General features: G+C 73.6%; 16 protein-coding genes. 3 read left to right on the top strand and 13 right to left on the bottom strand.

Annotation, left to right across the window (positions count from 1 at the left end):
* Positions 1–15 precede the first annotated feature (15 nt).
* Entirely contained in the window at positions 16–921 is a 906-nt protein-coding gene (locus ACFWZH_RS20395; RefSeq protein WP_384432745.1) for a LysR family transcriptional regulator, read from the top strand.
* A 21-nt stretch (positions 922–942) separates the two neighbouring features.
* On the opposite strand, the gene ACFWZH_RS20390 is transcribed toward ACFWZH_RS20395, so the two are convergent.
* The 6 genes from ACFWZH_RS20390 to ACFWZH_RS20365 form a co-directional block, all read right to left on the bottom strand.
* Complete coding sequence (locus tag ACFWZH_RS20390) at positions 943–1,317, bottom strand: coenzyme f390 synthetase (protein WP_384432743.1); 375 nt, start codon at positions 1,315–1,317, stop codon at positions 943–945.
* A gap of 134 nt (positions 1,318–1,451) precedes the next feature.
* The gene (locus ACFWZH_RS20385; protein ID WP_384432741.1) at positions 1,452–2,237 is read right to left on the bottom strand and encodes a DJ-1/PfpI family protein; all 786 of its coding nucleotides are present in this window, start codon (positions 2,235–2,237) and stop codon (positions 1,452–1,454) included.
* Complete coding sequence (locus tag ACFWZH_RS20380; protein WP_384432738.1) at positions 2,234–3,247, bottom strand: GlxA family transcriptional regulator; 1,014 nt, start codon at positions 3,245–3,247, stop codon at positions 2,234–2,236. The genes ACFWZH_RS20385 and ACFWZH_RS20380 overlap by 4 nt, the downstream gene beginning before the upstream one ends.
* A complete protein-coding gene (meaB, locus tag ACFWZH_RS20375; RefSeq protein ID WP_384432735.1) occupies positions 3,234–4,235 on the bottom strand; it encodes a methylmalonyl Co-A mutase-associated GTPase MeaB in 1,002 nt (333 codons plus the stop codon). Before meaB ends, ACFWZH_RS20380 begins: the two co-directional genes overlap by 14 nt.
* An 11-nt stretch (positions 4,236–4,246) precedes the next feature.
* Positions 4,247–6,457, bottom strand: coding sequence for a methylmalonyl-CoA mutase (gene scpA, locus ACFWZH_RS20370; protein WP_384432732.1), 2,211 nt, complete (start codon positions 6,455–6,457; stop codon positions 4,247–4,249).
* Positions 6,457–8,361 (bottom strand): methylmalonyl-CoA mutase family protein, encoded by a 1,905-nt coding sequence (locus tag ACFWZH_RS20365; protein WP_384432729.1) that lies wholly within the window; start codon positions 8,359–8,361, stop codon positions 6,457–6,459. Before ACFWZH_RS20365 ends, scpA begins: the two co-directional genes overlap by 1 nt.
* Before the next feature lie 143 nt (positions 8,362–8,504).
* Between ACFWZH_RS20365 and ACFWZH_RS20360 the strand changes: the two genes are divergently transcribed.
* Positions 8,505–9,788, top strand: coding sequence for a DUF4185 domain-containing protein (locus ACFWZH_RS20360; protein ID WP_384432726.1), 1,284 nt, complete (start codon positions 8,505–8,507; stop codon positions 9,786–9,788).
* A 16-nt stretch (positions 9,789–9,804) separates the two neighbouring features.
* On the opposite strand, the gene ACFWZH_RS20355 is transcribed toward ACFWZH_RS20360, so the two are convergent.
* Genes ACFWZH_RS20355 through ACFWZH_RS20340 form a run of 4 tightly spaced genes read right to left on the bottom strand, consistent with a single transcriptional unit; the run spans position 9,805 to position 13,067 of the window.
* On the bottom strand, positions 9,805–10,206 hold the full coding sequence (locus ACFWZH_RS20355; protein WP_384432723.1) for a DUF1992 domain-containing protein: 402 nt from the start codon (positions 10,204–10,206) through the stop codon (positions 9,805–9,807).
* A 37-nt stretch (positions 10,207–10,243) separates the two neighbouring features.
* Entirely contained in the window at positions 10,244–10,867 is a 624-nt protein-coding gene (locus ACFWZH_RS20350; protein WP_384432720.1) for a hypothetical protein, read from the bottom strand.
* Positions 10,864–12,351 (bottom strand): ATP-binding protein, encoded by a 1,488-nt coding sequence (locus ACFWZH_RS20345; protein ID WP_384432717.1) that lies wholly within the window; start codon positions 12,349–12,351, stop codon positions 10,864–10,866. The genes ACFWZH_RS20350 and ACFWZH_RS20345 overlap by 4 nt, the downstream gene beginning before the upstream one ends.
* An 8-nt stretch (positions 12,352–12,359) precedes the next feature.
* Positions 12,360–13,067 carry a response regulator gene (locus ACFWZH_RS20340; RefSeq protein WP_384432714.1) on the bottom strand — a complete coding sequence of 236 codons (708 nt, stop codon included), beginning with the start codon at positions 13,065–13,067 and terminating at the stop codon, positions 12,360–12,362.
* 151 nt (positions 13,068–13,218) lie between these two features.
* Between ACFWZH_RS20340 and ACFWZH_RS20335 the strand changes: the two genes are divergently transcribed.
* On the top strand, positions 13,219–13,995 hold the full coding sequence (locus ACFWZH_RS20335; protein WP_384432711.1) for a polysaccharide deacetylase family protein: 777 nt from the start codon (positions 13,219–13,221) through the stop codon (positions 13,993–13,995).
* A gap of 157 nt (positions 13,996–14,152) precedes the next feature.
* Here ACFWZH_RS20335 and ACFWZH_RS20330 read toward each other — a convergent pair whose 3' ends face one another.
* The 3 genes from ACFWZH_RS20330 to ACFWZH_RS20320 all read right to left on the bottom strand — a co-directional run bounded on the left by ACFWZH_RS20330 (position 14,153) and on the right by ACFWZH_RS20320 (position 16,821).
* Positions 14,153–14,566, bottom strand: a complete 414-nt coding sequence (locus ACFWZH_RS20330) for an SsgA family sporulation/cell division regulator (protein WP_384432708.1) — start codon at positions 14,564–14,566, stop codon at positions 14,153–14,155.
* Positions 14,567–14,701: 135 nt separating this feature from the next.
* Complete coding sequence (locus ACFWZH_RS20325; protein WP_384432705.1) at positions 14,702–16,306, bottom strand: PH domain-containing protein; 1,605 nt, start codon at positions 16,304–16,306, stop codon at positions 14,702–14,704.
* Positions 16,303–16,821: a PH domain-containing protein gene (locus tag ACFWZH_RS20320; RefSeq protein ID WP_384432983.1), complete on the bottom strand. Its 519-nt coding sequence runs from the start codon at positions 16,819–16,821 to the stop codon at positions 16,303–16,305. The genes ACFWZH_RS20325 and ACFWZH_RS20320 overlap by 4 nt, the downstream gene beginning before the upstream one ends.
* Positions 16,822–16,914: the final 93 nt, after the last annotated feature.

Raw genomic sequence — 16,914 nt, 5'->3', positions numbered from 1 at the left:
AGGCCCGAGAAGCCGATGGATCTGCTGTCCCTGCGCTACTTCCGGGTGGTCGCGCGCCGTGAGCACATCAGTCGGGCCGCCGAGGAGCTACGGGTCGCCCAGCCCTCGGTGAGCCGTACGATCGCCCGCCTGGAGGCCGAGCTGGGTGTGCCGCTCTTCGACCGGCAGGGACGGGCCATCCGCCTCAACCGCTACGGCGCCGCGTTCCTGACCCGGGTCGAGCGGGCGCTGGACGAACTCGACGACGCACGGCGGGAGCTCGCCGATGCCGCCGGACTCGACCACGGCGGCATCGCCGTCGCCGCGGAGACCCTGCTGCCGCTCACCGAGCTGCTCGCCGGCTACCGGGCCGCCCACCCCGGCGTGGCCGTCCGCTGCTTCCAGTCCACACCGGAGGTGATGCTCCATCAACTCCGGTCCAGCGAGGTCGACTTCTGCGTCGCCTCGCAGCCGCTGACCGGACCCGGGCTCGGCGCGGTGCGGCTGCTGCACGAAGAGGTGCTGCTCGCCGTGCCGGCCGGCCATCCGCTGGCCGGGCGGGGGCGGATCGCGGTGGCCGACATCGCCCAGGAGCCCTTCATCACCACCGGGCCGGGGCACTGGCAACGCGCCCTGCTGGAGGGGCTGTTCGCATCGATCGGGCGCCGTCCGGTCATCTCCTGCGAGGGCGACGAGCCCGGCGCCACCCACCATCTGATCGCGGCCGGCCTCGGCATCGGCCTGATGCCCTCGCTCGCCCGTCCCGATCTGGCCCGGGCGCCGCTGGCCTGGCTGCGGCTGGACGCCCCCGACTGCGTACGGACCCTGAACCTGGTCCGCCGCGAGGACGGCTATCTCTCCACGGCCGCCGAGCGGTTCCGCGACATGGCGGTCGCCCACTTCGCCGCGCGGGCGGCGCTGCGCCCGGACGCGGGCGGGTAGCCACAAGGCCCGCCCCGTCGCTCAGGGCCGGTCCGGCGCGTCGGTTGCGGACCGGCCCCGGTCGCCCGCGGGTCCGCCGGAGAACGGGCCCGCGCCGTACGGATGCAGCGTGATCGCGATCTCGTCGGCCGACGGGCAGTCCTCCGGCAGCTGGCCCATGTCCCGGGCGGCTGCCGCGAGTCGGCGCCGCACGCCGTGCTGGCAGGTCTTGGCCAGCCGGTCGGCCTCCACCGCCGACAGCCGCACGCCGGGACGTAACTGGACGTGGATGACCGGCCGGGACTCCAGCGCACCGTCCGCGGCCGGGGCCAGACAGAAGCCCTCGATCAGCTCGACCAGCGGATTGTCGTCGTACAGCCCGTGTGTGACGTCCTGCGGATTGATGGTGGCCCCCATGGAAGATGCGGAAAGCGTCCCGCCCCTACAGTCATCGACATACTCGGGGCCGGGCGCGGGGGCGTCATGAGTGCGGCTACTCAGGTCCGCGGCTGAGTAGCACAGAACCCGTCACGGCGACGTGGCCGAGCCCCTCATACCTGGGACTCGGCGAGCAGCCGCAGCGCCAGCTCCTTGAGCTCGGCATCCGCCTCGGCGGCGTCGCCGGAGTCGAACGGGGGCTGCGGATCGTACTCGACGGCCAGTTGGACGGCCCTGGCCGTGGTGTCCCCGGCGATCTGGGACGCCAGATAGAGGGCCATGTCGATGCCCGCCGAGACGCCCGCCGACGTGATGATCTTCCCCGACCGCACATAGCGCTCGGGCAGGTACGTCACGGGGAACTCGGACTCCAGGTAGTCGGCGGACGCCCAGTACGTCGTCGCCTTCCGTCCGTCCAGCAGCCCCGCCGCGGCGAGGACGAGCGACCCGGTGCACACGGACGTGGTCCACCGGCTGTGCCGGTGGATCCGCCGTATCCACGCCAGCAGCGCGTCGTTGTGCATCGCCCCGGTCGTGCCGCGGTTGCCCGCGCCGGGCACCAGCAGCACGTCGAGGTGGTCGACTGCGGAGATCGCCCGGTCGGCCAGGATCGCGACGTCTCCGGTGTCGGTACGGACCGGGCCGCGCCGCTCGGCGATCATCGTCACCGTGGCGCCCGGCAGCCGGGACAGCACCTCCGCCGGCCCGGTGGGGTCCAGCAGGCTGTAGCCGTCGTAGAGGAGGATGCCGATGTCCGGTCCCGGGCGGGCCGGCTGCCCGGCGCGGGCGACACCGGACTGCGTGACGCCCGCGGTGGCGAGCGCTGCGGTGGCCACGGTCCCGCGGAGCAGCGTGCGGCGGGTGGTCGAAGGGGCGGTGGGTGTCGTCGGGTTCGTCATGGCACCGGAGTCTGCGCCGCCGGCGCACCGGCTGCCCGCGGCATGTCCGGCATCCTGCGAATCCTGTCCCCGCCGACCCCGTAGTGGTCCAGGAACGCCTGCCGAAGCGTCTGTGCCGACCGGAACCCGCAGCGGCGGGCGATCGCCGCCAGCGACAGCTCGCTGGAGCGCACCAGATGCGCGGCCGCCTCCGTACGGGCCGCCCGTACGGCACGGGCCGGGGTGGTCCCGAGGTGTGCGGTGAACAGCCGGGTCAGGTGACGGGTGCTCACCCCCGCCCGGGCCGCCAGCGCCGCGGGGGAGAGGTCCTCGGACAGATGGCCGGCGATATGGCCGGCGAGGTCCCGTACCAGCCGGTCGCCCGGCGGCGGGGCGGCCAGGAACATGCTGATCTGGGCCTGGTCGGCGGGGCGGTGGAGGTAGGAGACCAGTTCCCGGGCCACGGCGCGGGCCAGCGTCGGCCCGTGGTCGTCCTCGATCAGCGACAGGGTCAGGTCGAGCGCGCTGGTGACGCCGGCGGAGGTGTAGACGTTGCCGTCGCGGATGTGGAGCGGCCCGACGTCGACGGCCACGGCGGGGTGCCGCGCGGCGAGCTGCTCGCCGTACGCCCAGTGCGTGGTCACGCGCCGGTGGTCCAGCAGCCCGGCGGCGGCCAGCACGTAGGTGCCGGTGCACACGGAGGCGACCCGGCGGCTGCGGGCGGCCAGCCGCCGCACCTGGGCCAGCAGTTGCTCGTCCGCCGACGCCTCCTCGTACCCGACGCCGCCGACGACGAGCAGCGTGTCCAGCGGGCCGGTCACGGCCCGCAGATCGCGCCCCGCCCCCAGCACGATGCCGGCCGAACTGCGGGCCGCACGGCGGCCGAGGGTGCCCAGCTCGATGGCGTACGGCGGAGCGGCGCCGTAGCGGTTGGCGATGTCCAGGGCGCCGCTGGGCGAGGCGATGTCCAGGATCTGCGCGTCGTCGTAGGCCACGATCAGGACGCGCCGCCGGTCGTCAGCCCGCCGCACCGTCCGCCGGCCCGAACGCCGCCAGCAGCCGCTGAGCCGCCAGAGTCGCGGTGATCTCGCCCTCGCGTACCGCGCGCTCGACGTCCGGGCTCAGTCGGCGGACCTCCGGGTGCTCCTGGAGGCGGTCGAGGAGCTGTTCGCGGACCATCGACCAGGTCCAGTCGACCTGTTGGGTGCGGCGGCGCTCGGCCAGCGCACCGGTCGAGTCGAGGAGGGTGCGGTGCTGCTCGACGCGTTCCCAGACCCCCTTCAGACCGGTGCCCTCGCGGGCGCTGCAGGTCAGTACGGGCGGCGTCCAGACCGCGTCGGCGGGCTGCAACAGCCGCAGCGCGCCGGCCAGTTCGCGGGCCGCGGAGCGGGCGTCCCGCTCGTGCGGACCGTCGGCCTTGTTGACCGAGACCAGGTCCGCGAGCTCCAGTACGCCCTTCTTGATGCCCTGGAGCTGGTCGCCGGTCCGCGCCAGGGTCAGCAGCAGAAAGGTGTCGACCATGTTGGCCACCGTGGTCTCGGACTGGCCGACGCCGACGGTCTCCACCAGGACGACGTCATAGCCCGCGGCCTCCATGACGACGATGGACTCGCGGGTCGCGCGCGCCACGCCGCCCAGCGTCCCGGACGTGGGGGAGGGGCGCACGAACGCCGCGGGATCGGTCGCCAGCCGCTCCATCCGGGTCTTGTCGCCCAGGATGGAGCCGCCGGTCCGGCTGGAGGACGGGTCGACGGCGAGCACCGCCACCCGGTGCCCCATCCCGGTCAGCAGCGTGCCGAGCGCGTCGATGAACGTCGACTTGCCGACGCCCGGCACTCCGCTGATGCCCACCCTGCGAGCCGAACCGGAGTACGGCAGCAGCTCGACCAGCAGCCGCTGGGCCGCCGCCCGGTGGTCGGGCCGGGTGGACTCCACCAGGGTGACGGCGCGGGCGATCCAGGCCCGGGAGCCCGCGCGGACCCCCTGGGCGTACCGTTCGACATCGATCGTCGCAGGCATGACCCCCCGCTCTACAGCTCGTGGCCGAGGACCGACGCCAGGTCCCGCACCAGGTCGTGGGCCGCGTCGGGGATGACCGTGCCGGGCAGGAAGACCGCGGCGGCGCCCATGTCGCGCAGCGGCTGCACGTCCTGCGGCGGGATCACCCCGCCCACCACGATGGTGATGTCCTCGCGCTCCTCGGCGGCCAGCGCCTCCTTCAGCGCGGGCACCAGGGTGAGGTGTCCGGCGGCGAGCGACGACACCCCGACGATGTGCACATCGGCCTCGACCGCCTGGCGGGCCACCTCCGCCGGCGTCTGGAACAGCGGGCCGACATCCACGTCGAAGCCCAGGTCGGCGAAGGCCGTGGCGATCACCTTCTGGCCGCGGTCATGGCCGTCCTGGCCCATCTTGGCCACCAGGATGCGCGGTCGGCGCCCCTCGGCGCGCTCGAACTGGGCCACCAGCGCCCGGGTGCGCTCGACACCGGAGGAGGGCCCCGCTTCGTCTCGGTACACACCGGAGATCGTACGGATCTGGCCGGAGTGCCGCCCGTAGACCGCCTCCAGTGCGTCGGAGATCTCGCCCACGGTCGCCATCGCGCGGGCCGCGTCCACGGCCAGCGCCAGCAGATTGCCCTCGAGTCCCTTGCCGGGACCGGACTTCGCCGCCTGTGTCAGCGCCCGCAGCGCGTCCTGGCAGGCGGCCTCGTCGCGCTCGGCGCGCAGCCGCTTGAGCTTGTCGATCTGCTGGGCGCGCACCGCGGAGTTGTCGACCTTGAGGACCTCGATCTCCTCGTCGGACTCCACCCGGTACTTGTTGACGCCGATCAGCGCCTGCCGCCCCGAGTCGATCCGCGCCTGCGTACGGGCCGCGGCCTCCTCCACGCGCAGCTTCGGGATGCCCGCGTCGATCGCCTTGGCCATCCCGCCGGCCGCCTCGACCTCCTCGATGTGCTGCCAGGCCCGCCGCGCGAGATCGTGGGTGAGCTTCTCGACGTACGCGCTGCCGCCCCACGGGTCGATGACCCGGCAGGTGCCCGACTCCTGCTGCAGGAACAGCTGGGTGTTCCGGGCGATGCGGGCGGAGAAGTCGGTGGGCAGGGCCAGCGCCTCGTCCAGCGCGTTGGTGTGCAGCGACTGGGTGTGGCCCTGGGTGGCGGCCATCGCCTCCACACAGGTGCGGGTGACGTTGTTGAAGACGTCCTGCGCGGTCAGCGACCAGCCCGAGGTCTGTGAATGGGTGCGCAGGGAGAGGGACTTGGGGTTCTTCGGATCGAAGCGCTGCACCAGGCGCGCCCACAGCAGCCGGGCCGCGCGCAGCTTGGCGATCTCCATGAAGAAGTTCATGCCGATCGCCCAGAAGAAGGAGAGGCGAGGGGCGAAGGAGTCCACGTCCATACCGGCCGCCATGCCCGCGCGCAGATACTCCACCCCGTCGGCGAGGGTGTACGCCAGCTCCAGGTCGGCCGTCGCGCCGGCCTCCTGGATGTGGTAGCCGGAGATCGAGATGGAGTTGTAGCGCGGCATCTTCTGCGAGGTGTACGCGAAGATGTCGGAGATGATCCGCATCGAGGGCTGCGGCGGATAGATGTAGGTGTTGCGGACCATGAACTCCTTGAGGATGTCGTTCTGGATGGTCCCGGCCAGCTTCTCGGGCGGTACGCCCTGCTCCTCCGCGGCGACGATGTAGAGGGCGAGCACCGGCAGCACCGCGCCGTTCATCGTCATCGACACGGTCATCTTGTCCAGCGGGATGCCCTCGAAGAGCTGCCGCATGTCGTAGATCGAGTCGATCGCCACGCCCGCCATGCCGACATCGCCGGTGACGCGCGGGTGGTCGCTGTCGTACCCGCGGTGGGTGGGCAGGTCGAAGGCGACGGACAGGCCCTTCTGGCCGGCCGCGAGGTTGCGCCGGTAGAAGGCGTTGGACTCCTCGGCGGTGGAGAAGCCGGCGTACTGCCGGATCGTCCAGGGCTGGTTGACGTACATCGTCGGGTACGGGCCGCGCAGATACGGCGTGACCCCCGGGTACGTCCCCAGGAAGTCCAGGCCCGCCAGATCCGCCTCGGTGTACAGCGGCTTGACGTCGATGCCCTCCGGCGTCTCCCAGGTCAGGGCCTCGACGTCCTTGCCGGTGGTCTGCGCCACGGCCTCGGCCCACCGCCCGGCGTCGGCCGAGGTGGCTGCTCCGGCCGGTTCCCCCAGCTCGATCCCGCTGAAGTCGGGGATGTTCCCCATCACGCCACCTCCATGATGTCCAGGGCCGAGGACAGCGCCTCGACCGCGTCGCAGCCCGCGAAGACGAAGCCGTCCACCCCGGCCGCCACGAATTCCTCCCGGTGCTCGCCGGGCTTGCCGGCCAGGTGCACCTGCCGCGCACCCGCGGCCTTCAGCGCGGCCGCCACCGCCGCCGCCTGCTCGCCGTACACCGCGTCGGCGGAGCACAGGCAGGCGATGCTCGCGCCGCTGCGGGCGAACGGCTCGGCCACCGACGCCGCGTCCACGGCCTCTTGAACGGTCTCGATGCCGCCCGCCTGGAAGAGGTTGGCGGCGAAGGTCACCCGGGCGGTGTGCGCCGCCACCGGGCCGAGCGCGGCCAGGAACGCCTTGGGGCGGTCCCCGGTCGCCGCCAGATGCGCGTCGGAGCGCGACCGCAGCCGTTCGTACGCGTCGTCCCTGCGCACCCGCGGCAGCCCGCCCCCCGACTCCGCGCGGGGCGAGGCCCCGCCGACCGGCGCGGGTGCCGGCTCGCGCCGCACGGGCGCCTCGGCGAGGTGCGGGAACTCGCTCACCCCGGTGATCGGTTCGCGGCGGTGCGCCAGGTCCTCGGTGCGGCGCTGCCAGGTGCGCGCGAGGCGCTCGCCGAGCATCCCGGAGCGCAGCGCCGCGGCCTGGCCGCCCGCGCCCTCGATCTCCTGGAAGAACGCCCAGGCCGCGTGGGCCAGTTCGTCGGTGAGCTGCTCCACGTACCAGGAGCCGCCCGCCGGGTCGATCACCTTCGACAGATGCGACTCCTCCAGCAGCACCGACTGGGTGTTGCGGGCGATCCGGCGGGCGAAGGCGTCGGACAGGCCCAGCGCCGCGTCGAACGGCAGCACCGTCACCGCGTCCGCACCGCCCACGCCGGCCGACAGCCCGGCGACGGTGGTGCGCAGCATGTTCACCCAGGGGTCCCGACGGGTCATCATCACCGTGGAGGTGACCGCGTGCTGGACCTGCGCGGACGCGTCGGGCGAGGCCCCGCACACCTGCGCCACCCGTGCCCACAGCCGGCGGGCGGCGCGCAGCTTGGCGATGGTCAGGAACTGGTCCGCGGTCGCGGCGAAGCGGAACTCCAGCTGCCGGCAGGCCTCGTCGACGCCGAGCCCGGCATCCGTCAGCTGCCGCAGGTAGGCGACGCCGGTGGCCAGCGCCGTGCCCAGTTCCTCGGCGGCCGAGCCGCCCGCCTCGTGGTACGGCAGCGCGTCGACGGCCAGCGCGCGCAGCGCGGGCGCCTCGGTGGTGCAGCGCCGCGCCAGCCGGGCCGCCGCCTCCAGCTGGACCCGGAGCTTGCTGTCGTCGCCCGTACGGGCCAGCAGGCCGAGCGGGTCGGCGCCCAGACAGCCGGTGGCCTCCCGCAGCGGGGCACCGGACGCGGCGTACAGCCGCAGCAACTCCTCGGCGGCCGGGGTGAAATCGGCACCCGCGTCCAGGACCACCGCGGCCAGGTCCAGATAGACGCCCTGGAGCGCCTCTTCGAGACCGGCCACCGGTACCCCGCCGTCCCCGACGGTCAGCCATACCGAGGTGGCGCCGTTCTCCAGGTCGGCGAGCACCGCCTCGTTGGCGCGCCGCGGATCGGTCTGGACATGGCGCTGGCGTACGTCCCACCCGGCGACGGTGGTGCCCTCGGGGCGGCCGCCCCGCACGAAGGGCGCGAACCCCGGAAGGCCCGGGGCGGCCGCGCCGTCCTCGGCGGTGTACAGCGGGCGGATGCGGATCCCGTCCTGGAGATCCGTGGCGAGCGCGTCCTCGGCGGCGGCGCCCGTTGCCTCTGTGACGCCCGATTTGCGCAGCACGCCTTCGACGAGGCGCTGCCACTGCGCTCGGTCGGCATCCGGGAATGCGGCAGCCAGGGGGAGTTCGGGGGACTCGGCGGTCATGGCAGCAGGCTAGGCGAACGACCGTTAGCTGGAGCAGGGGCTCCAGCTGTGACGTTGCACTCGTTGACCTCTCATTGATGTTCATATCTATGCGCCGGTGACCGGTTCGCTACGGTGGGCCCGGCACCCGAGCAAGGAGCGCGATGTCCAAGGCGCCGGTCCTGCGCACCGCGGCCCTCGCCGCCCTGCTCCTGGCGGTCTTCGCCGCGCTCCTGTGGGCCCTGCCGAGAGCGGCCGCCCCGGACCGCGCCGGAGGCTGCGCCGGGCGCCGGATCGCCTCCTGGTCGGTCGATTCCCGGCATACCGCCGAATTCGCCCGCTACGGCAACGACAACACCCGGGTGGACGACTGGACCGGCGGCGACGGCACCCACTCGGTGCGCCTCCCCGACGGCCGTACGCTCTGGCTCTTCTCCGACACCTTCCTCGACCGGATCCAGCCACCGCCCAACCCCCAAGGAGAGAGGCGCCGTTGGCGCACCGCCGACGCCGGCGGCACCCCCTTCCTGCGGCGCAACTCCGCCGTGCTGATGTCCCGTTCGGGCCGGCTGGAGCGCACCCTGACCGGCGGGACCCCGGCCGCTCCCGGACCGTTCTTCCCGGACCCGCCCGACGGCGGCTGGCGCTGGCCGGTCCACGCGAGCGTGGAGCCCCGTACGCCCGGGGCCCGCGAGAAGGTCGTCCGAGTGCTGCTGTGGAACCGCGCCCCCGGCACCGGACCGTGGCTCTTCGGGGTGCCGCGCAGTACCGAGGTCGCCACCCTCTCGCTGCCCGGCCTGCGCCTGGAGGGCATCGAGGAGACCGTCGGCCCCGGCGCCGTCGCGGACCCCGGGCGACGGGTCCTCTACGGTGCCGCGGCGGTGCGGGACGGCGGCTGGACCTATGTCTTCGGCGGCGACGACCCGCCGTCCGCGCCGGGCTCCAGCGCCTTTGTCGCCCGGGTCCCGGCCGGGCGGCTCGCGGACCGGGACGGCTGGCGGTTCTGGGACGGCGCGCGCTGGCAGCGGCGGGCCGAGCGGGCCCGGCCGGTGCTGCGCGGCGGCGGCCGGCGCGGCGTCGGCAGCGCCTTCACCGTCCTGCGCGACGGCCCCGCCACCTGGGTGCTGTTCACCATGGACACCGGGCGGGGCGGCACGGCCGGCCTGCGGACGATCACCGGCTACTGGGCCTGCTCGCCGCGGGGCCCCTGGCACGGCCCGGTCGGCCGGCTCACCCCGCCCCGCCCGCCCGCGCCCGACCCGCGGTACGTCGCCGCCTACAACCCCCAGGCACACCCGGAACTCACCACGGACGGCGGGCTGCTGCTCAGCTACGACATCAACTGGCTGGGGCCGCCCGGGGTGCCGGCCGACGCCCGGCTCAACGGCGACGTGGCGCTGTACCGGCCGCGGTTCGTGCGCGTACGGATGGCGGACGCCGGGCGGTGAGCCCGGCGCGACGCGCTCAACTTCCGTGCCGTGCCCGCCACTTGTCGGCCTGCTCGTCGATGTCGAACGGGACGAGGTTCAGCGGGGGGCCTTCGAGCGGGGTCCGCAGCGCCGCGCGGATCCGCTCGTTGACCGCCGCCAGGATGCGCCGCAGCGCGGCCTCGGTGGGGGCGTTCGCCGCGGCCTCCAGGGCGTCCTCGGCCTCCTTGCGCAGAGCCAGGCTCGGCGGCAGGTAGGACAGGTGCTCCCGGCTCATCTTCTCCTTGATCCACCACATCTCGTCATACGGCTGGTCGAGATGGCGCAGGGGCTTGCCGGCCCCGGGGAGGTCGGCGAAGTCGCCGCGCTCCGTCGCCTCGCGGATCTGCTTGTCGACCCAGGTCTCGAAGGTGACTCCGGGTGGCTTGCGCTCGGTCATCGCCTCTCCCCAGGATGCGGCCCTTACGTCAGCGCTGTCAGCCTACGCCGCCGCCCGCTTCGCCGCTGCCGCTGTTGGCCGAGGCCCCTGGAGTGGGCTGGACCACCGGGAAGGCGTTGTTCCCGCCGCACACCATGGGGCCGACCCGGACCGCATCGCCCACCACGGTCACCGCGACCTGCCCCGGAGGCTTGTCCCCGGGCACTCGGGCGTTGGCCGCGGTGCACACCAGCTGGTTCAGGGAGGCGGAGTCCAGCAGCTTGGCGTTCACCGGCAGGGTGATCACGACCTTGCCCTCGCTGCTGGAGGCGGTGAGCGGGGCGGGGAACTTCGGCAGCACGCTGGACAGGCCCCGCATCCGCTCGGCGTGGTTGGGCCCCTCCATCAGCAGCTCGATGGCCTGCTCCGGATCGACCGGGGCCTTCGCCGGGCGGGTCGCGGAGCGCAGCCCGGAGGGCCCGTAGAAGAACAGCTGGACATCGGCCACCTGCTGGCCCGGAGACTTCACACCGCCGGCGGGCTCACCGGCGTCGATCACATCGGTGGGCGCGATACCGCAGCCGGCCAGCGCCACGGCGAGCGCGCCGGTGGCCGCGCCGGCCAGCACCCGCCGCCGGGCCCGCACTGTACGCGGGGCGTTCGGGGACTGCGTCGTCCTCATGCGTCGCTCTCTTTTCCGCCGCCGGCCGCCTCGGCGCCCGGCTCGCCCGGCTCGTCGTGGCGCAGCGGCAGGTCCACCGTGAACACCGCCCCGCCGTCGGGGCAGTTGGCGGCGCGCAGGGTGCCGCCGTGCAGTCGTACGTTCTCCATCGCGATGGCCAGGCCCAGACCGCTGCCCTCCGAGCGGGCACGGGCGGAGTCCGCCTTGTAGAAGCGCTCGAAGACATGCGGCAGGACCTCGGGGTCGATGCCGGGGCCGCTGTCGGAGATCTCGATCAGCAGCCGGTCGGCGCCGGCCTCCGGTGCCTGCAGCGCCACCCGGACCGGCTCGCCGCCGTGGTGCAGCGCGTTGCCGACCAGGTTGGCGACCACCACGTCCAGCCGCCGCGGGTCGAGCCGGGCCCGCACATCCGCCGGCAGGTCCGCCGCCACCCGCTTCTGCCAGGCCCTGGCCTGCAGCGTCTTGCGGATGGTCTCGGCGACATCGACCTCGTCCAGATGCAGCGCGGCGGCCCCCGCGTCGAACCGCGAGACCTCCATCAGGTCCTCCACCATCCGCGCCAGCTTGCCGGTCTCCTGGCTGATCAGCCGGACCGCGGAGGCGGTGTCGGGGTCGAGGGAGTCGGCGTCCTCGTCGAGCACGTCGGTGACCGCGGTCATCGCCGCCAGCGGTGTCCGCAGCTCGTGCGAGACGTCGGCGGCGAACCGCCGGGAGTTGGACTCCAGACGGCGCAGCTCGGCCATGCTCTCCTCCAGCCGGGCCGCCATGTCGTTGAAGGTCAGGGACAGATCGGCGAGCTCGTCGGCGCCCTTGACCTCCAGCCGGGTGTCCAGCTTGCCCTCGGCGATCCGCCCGGCGGCCTGGCGCAGGCCCCGCACCGGCCGCAGCACCCCGCGCGCGGCGAGCAGCGCCGGGATCACGGCGAGGATGAGCACCGGCAGCGCGCCCCGCTGCGCGGCGGTCACCAGCGCCTCGACGTTGGACTCCTCGGCGCTGAGCGGGAGCTGGGCGTAGACGGACAGCGCGGAGGCCTGGCCGTCGGACTGCCGGACCGGCATCCCGATCAGCAGCCAGGGGTCGCCGCCGCGGTCGATGCGCTGGAACGCCGGGACATGGCGCTTCTCCACGCTCGCCTTGAGGTCGGCCGGGATCACCACACTGCGCCGCAGACCGCCCTCGTCGCTGTCCGGAACCCCGCGATAGTGCACGGAGATGTCCCAGTCGCGGGACTTCCCGGAGCGCTCCAGCTGCACCCGGAAGTTGTCCAGGTCGGCCTGGGCCGGTGGCACCGTGAGCTCCGGCGCCAGCGAGTTGACCTGCGCCCGCAGATCGTTGACGGCGATGTCCTGGGAGCGCTGGAGGATCGCGTTGCGGGCCTCGCGGTAGGTCAGCAGGGCGGTGGTCAGCGCGCTGACCGTGGCCACCACCAGGAACCCCACGACGAGCCGGGCCCGCAGACCGCGCAGCAGGGTGCGGGAGGGCACCAGGCGGTTCACAGCGGCCCGAAGCGGTAGCCGAAGCCGCGCACGGTCTGGACGTAGCGGGGGCTGCGCGGGGTGTCCTCTATCTTCGTCCGCAGCCGCATGACGCAGGCGTCGACCAGTCGCGCATCGCCGTGGTAGCTGTGCTCCCACACATGCTCCAGCAGCTGCTGGCGGCTGAAGACCTGCCCGGGGGTGGCGGACAGGAACAGCAGCAGCTTCATCTCCGAAGGCGCCAGGGCCAGGTCCTGACCGCCCTTGGCGACGACCAGACCGGCCCGGTCGATGGCCAGTTCGCCGTAGGTCTCCACGGGGGCGGGGCCCGGCTCCGCGGCGGCCGGCGCACCGTCCGCGGGCAGCGCGGTGCGGCGCAGCACGGCACGGATGCGTGCTTCGAGGACCTCACCGCGGGCCGGCTTGACGATGTAGTCGTCGGCCCCGGCCTCCAGCCCGAGCACCACGTCCAGATCGTCGCCACGCGCCGTGAGCATGATGATCGGCAGCTGCCGCTCGGCCCGGATCAGCCGGCAGACCTCGAAGCCGTCCTTCCCCGGGAGCATCAGATCCAGCAGCACGATGTCGGGACGGAAGGCCGGCAGGGTCGCCAGGCCCGCTTCGCCGCTGGCCGCGGCCGCCACTTCATGGCCGCGCCGCCGGAGCGCGAGGGTCACCCCGTCGCGTACGGCGGCGTCGTCCTCGATCAGAAGTACACGTGGCATGGGTCGAGTATCAATCAGTTTCATGATGGATCCGTAACAGGAGCAGCCTGCCCGGTCCCGGGCCCCTCTGTCGTGGTGGAAGGCGGCGGGCACCGGCATCGCCCACCGCGTCCGTCAGGAAACCAGCACGGCGTGAGGGGACGGGATCGGCATGGCACGGCGCTTCGGAATCGAGGGCGGGATCATCGGAGTGGCCGCGGCGGCAGTGGTGTCGCTGGCGGTGGCGGGGGCGCTGGCCTTCGCCCAGCCGCAGGCCTCCGAGGCCGAAGCGGACAGTCCCGGCTCCGCCCAGCAGCGGCCCGAGCGGGCGCCGAAGATCGCGCCCGTCGATCCGTCGATCGCCCATGCCTCGGACCGCCCCGGTCGCAGCCTGAACATCACCATCGACGACGGACCGGACCCGGTGTGGACCCCGAAGGTCCTGGAGGTGCTCAAGCGGCACGACGTCAAGGCGGTCTTCTGCATGATCGGCCCGCAGGCCAAGGCCCACCCGGACCTGGTCAAGCAGGTGGTGGCCGCCGGGCACAAGCTCTGCGACCACACCACCAGCCACAACACCGGCATGGACCACCAACCGCAGAGCTACCAGTCCCGGCAGATCCTCGACGCGCAGAAGATGATCGAGGACGCGGCGGGTGGCGCGAAGGTGGAGTACTACCGCGCCCCCGGCGGCGCCTTCACGCCCTACAGCCGGCAGCTCGCCGCCGACCACGGCATGCGCCCGCTGGGCTGGAACGTCGACAGCAAGGACTTCGAGGGCGGCAGCGTCGAGTCGATCGAGGCGACGGTGCGCGGGGAACTCACCAACGGGCCGACGGTCCTCTTCCACGACGGCGGCGGCAACCGCGCCCGGACCGTGGAGTCCTTGGAGCGACTGCTGCCGTGGATGAAGCTGCAGGGTTACGGGTTCGGATTCCCGGAGCGGTAGGGGAGCCAGGAGGTGTTCCTTCGATCTGCGCGGGCCCACGGAGATCGGAGGGCCACCCCCTGAGCGGCCGGAAACGCCGTGCGGGCCGTCGCACTCCGGGATCCCCGGGGCGGCGGCCCGCACGGCGTTTCCGGCGCGTGCCGAGCGGGCCCGCGCATCAGGCCGCGCCGAACAGCTCCGCCAGTCCGCGCTCCAGACCCAGGTAGGGCGACTCGGCGCCGGCGGGCACGGCCGCGTAGGACCTCGCGAGGAACCGCCGCACCTCCGCGGTCCTCAACTGGACCATCGCGATGCCCTCGTCGGCGTGGAGCTCCATCACCGTGCGGTCCGGGCCGCACGGCCGCACCCGGACGTCGCCCCGCCCGGCCGGTGTCCGCAGCCCCTCGTCCAGCAGCTCGCGGGCGAACGTCCAGTCCACCGCGGAGCCGTCCAACGAGATCTCCGGCGGGAAGGACATCCGCACCGCCAGCGGGTCGGCGGGGTGGTAGCGCAGCACGGCGGGGACCGCGTGCGTGCCGGGGGTGGTGGCGATGAGGCGGACCTGGACGGCGTGGTCGATGACGGTGTTCATCGCGCTGCTCCCTCACGGCTGTCGGTCATGGGCGATGGCTCGTCCAGTAGGACGCCGTGCCCACTCCCGCCGTGCACGCGAAGGGTGTGTGAGGTGCGTCACGTTTAAGGGGTGTGGGTCGACTGCCCTTGCCCACTACGGCAGTTGCCCCCAGGCCTGGTGCCGCTCCCCGGGCCGGACCAGGAACTCGTCCAGGATGCCCGGAGCCGCCGCCGCGGCGAACGCCGGAGCGTCGTCGGCCGCGAGGTCCCGGATGCGGTAGCCGTCCTCGCCCGCCGCGACCGCCGCGGTGAGCGTGACCAGGCCCGACCGGCGGGTGAACGGCGAGGTGGAGAACGTCCAGGCGGCGACCCCCTCGCGCTGGAGGGCGAAGGTGTCGCGGCTGAAGGTCCCCGACCGCCCGACCAGGTAGCGGCCGTCGACGGCGTGCCCCAGGCTGCGGTACGCGTCGCCGGCCAGCCACAGCGTCAGCGGCGTGCAGAGCAGCGCGTAGATCCACGCGCAGTGCAGCAGTACGGGCGTGAAGGCCGCGCCCAGACCCGCGAGGACCGCGGTACCGGGCAGCACCACGAACAGCAGGCCGCGTACCCGGCGTCGGCGCAGGGCGGCGCGCGGGTGCGGCGCCAGCGGCGCCGGTGCGGAGCTGCCGGGGAACGGTGTGCCGAGCGTCCCGCCCGCCACCCGCAGCGCCTGCGCGCGGGGCGCCGGCGGCAGCAGCCCGCTGCGCTTGCGGTTCTCCTCGCGGTTGCCCAGCCCACCGGCCACCGCACGCACCAGCGCGCCGCCGCCGGCCCGCAGCAGCAGGGGCTCGCGCAGCACCACCCCGCGCAGCCGGGCCCGTTCGATGGTGACCGAGCGGGTGGTGAACAGCCCGCGGCGGACCCGCAGGGTGCGTGCGTCGGCCCACTCCAGGCGGTAGCTCCACCAGTTCTCGACGTACAGGGCGATCGCGCCGAGCGAGCCGAGGGCGAGGACGGCCAGCAGCGCCGCCGGGATCGTCAGCCAGAGCGCGCTCGCGCCGAAGTCGACGAACGCCTGCCGGACGAAGCCGATCTTCCACGGCTCGACGCCCATGCCGTCCAGCACCCGGTAGACCGATCCGGCCACCACGAACACCCCGCCGACGACCCAGAAGGTGAGCGGTGCGTAGCGCAGCCAGCGCCAGTTGATGCGGGCCAGTACCGGATCCTGCGCGGCCCCCTCGGTGTCGGCGCGGGTGAGCAACTCCGCGCGCAGCCGGTCGGCTTCCCGGGTCGTGAGCGCCTCCAGCGACAGCTCACCGCCACCGTCCCCCGAGCCCGCCGTGCCGGCCCGCAGCACCGTGACGCCCAGCAGCCGGTGCAGCGGCGTCGCCGTCAGATCGACGGTGCGGATGCGGTGCAGCGGCACACTGCGCAGCCGCCGGTTCAGCAGCCCGGTCCGTACGTCGAGGGTGTCGGCGGTGACCCGGAAGTCCGTACGCGCCCAGCGGATCAGGCCCATCGTGGTGACGACGGCGAACGAGGCGGCGATGGCGGCGAGGGTGATCCAGGCCTTGGTGCCGATCCGGCCGCCGGTGGCCAGCGCGGTCAGCGCCAGGGAGGCCAGCGGCGCCCCCATCCATCCGCAGTGCACCAGCAGGGTGCGGGGATCCAGCCGCCGCCACGGGGGAGCGGTGGAAGGGGCGGCGCCCGGCGCGGTGCGGGCGTCGCGGTACCCGCCGGACACGCCGGGCACCTCGGGAGGCAGCGGTGCGCTCATGCGGCATCACCCGGCACGGCCTGCGCGGCCTCGCCGATCAGCCGGGACAGCTCCTCGGCGTCGGCGTCGGAGAGGCCCGCGATCTTGATGTCACCGGCGGTCGAGGCGGTGGTGACGGTCACCGTCGCCAGTCCGTACCGCCGCTGCAGCGGACCGCGCACCGTGTCCACCGTCTGCACCCGGGACAGCGGTGCGATCCGCCGCTTCTGCCAGAACCAGCCGCCCGCGGCGTAGACCGCGCGGCCGCCCAGCTCCCAGGCGTGTACCGCATACCGCCAGCGCGGCATCACCACGAGGTAGCCGACGGCCGGCAGGACCAGCACCACCAGCAGCAGGGGTCCCAGCCAGGGCAGCGCGCCGGGGAAGAACAGCAGGGACAGCACCGCCATGACGAGCGCGGTGAGCAGCATCGGGCCGCTGAGCGTCAGCAGGGCCTGCAGGGTCCACCAGTTGCGGGCCCGGGGATCGACACGGTGGCGGGGCGGGCGCAGGAGCGGGGCGGCGTGCTCGGGCATCAGGGTGTCACCGGTTTCCAAGTCAAGCGTATTGAGTAGCGGTACGTTATAACGGTACAAGCGACTTGTAAAAACCGGCAGGGGTCGCGGCAG

The sequence above is a fragment of the Streptomyces sp. NPDC059008 genome (assembly GCF_042749045.1).
Classification (GTDB): domain Bacteria; phylum Actinomycetota; class Actinomycetes; order Streptomycetales; family Streptomycetaceae; genus Streptomyces.
Note: the sequence above shows the minus strand (reverse complement) of the source record. Positions and strands in the feature narration are given on the sequence as shown.

Coding starts and splice junctions, on each gene's coding strand:
- ACFWZH_RS20395 (WP_384432745.1), top strand. CDS start 16: ATGGATCTGCTGTCCCTGCGCTACTTCCGGGTGGTCGCGCGCCGTGAG.
- ACFWZH_RS20390 (WP_384432743.1), bottom strand. CDS start 1,317: ATGGGGGCCACCATCAATCCGCAGGACGTCACACACGGGCTGTACGAC.
- ACFWZH_RS20385 (WP_384432741.1), bottom strand. CDS start 2,237: ATGACGAACCCGACGACACCCACCGCCCCTTCGACCACCCGCCGCACG.
- meaB (WP_384432735.1), bottom strand. CDS start 4,235: ATGCCTGCGACGATCGATGTCGAACGGTACGCCCAGGGGGTCCGCGCG.
- scpA (WP_384432732.1), bottom strand. CDS start 6,457: ATGGGGAACATCCCCGACTTCAGCGGGATCGAGCTGGGGGAACCGGCC.
- ACFWZH_RS20365 (WP_384432729.1), bottom strand. CDS start 8,361: ATGACCGCCGAGTCCCCCGAACTCCCCCTGGCTGCCGCATTCCCGGAT.
- ACFWZH_RS20360 (WP_384432726.1), top strand. CDS start 8,505: ATGTCCAAGGCGCCGGTCCTGCGCACCGCGGCCCTCGCCGCCCTGCTC.
- ACFWZH_RS20355 (WP_384432723.1), bottom strand. CDS start 10,206: ATGACCGAGCGCAAGCCACCCGGAGTCACCTTCGAGACCTGGGTCGAC.
- ACFWZH_RS20350 (WP_384432720.1), bottom strand. CDS start 10,867: ATGAGGACGACGCAGTCCCCGAACGCCCCGCGTACAGTGCGGGCCCGG.
- ACFWZH_RS20340 (WP_384432714.1), bottom strand. CDS start 13,067: ATGCCACGTGTACTTCTGATCGAGGACGACGCCGCCGTACGCGACGGG.
- ACFWZH_RS20335 (WP_384432711.1), top strand. CDS start 13,219: ATGGCACGGCGCTTCGGAATCGAGGGCGGGATCATCGGAGTGGCCGCG.
- ACFWZH_RS20330 (WP_384432708.1), bottom strand. CDS start 14,566: ATGAACACCGTCATCGACCACGCCGTCCAGGTCCGCCTCATCGCCACC.
- ACFWZH_RS20325 (WP_384432705.1), bottom strand. CDS start 16,306: ATGAGCGCACCGCTGCCTCCCGAGGTGCCCGGCGTGTCCGGCGGGTAC.
- ACFWZH_RS20320 (WP_384432983.1), bottom strand. CDS start 16,821: ATGCCCGAGCACGCCGCCCCGCTCCTGCGCCCGCCCCGCCACCGTGTC.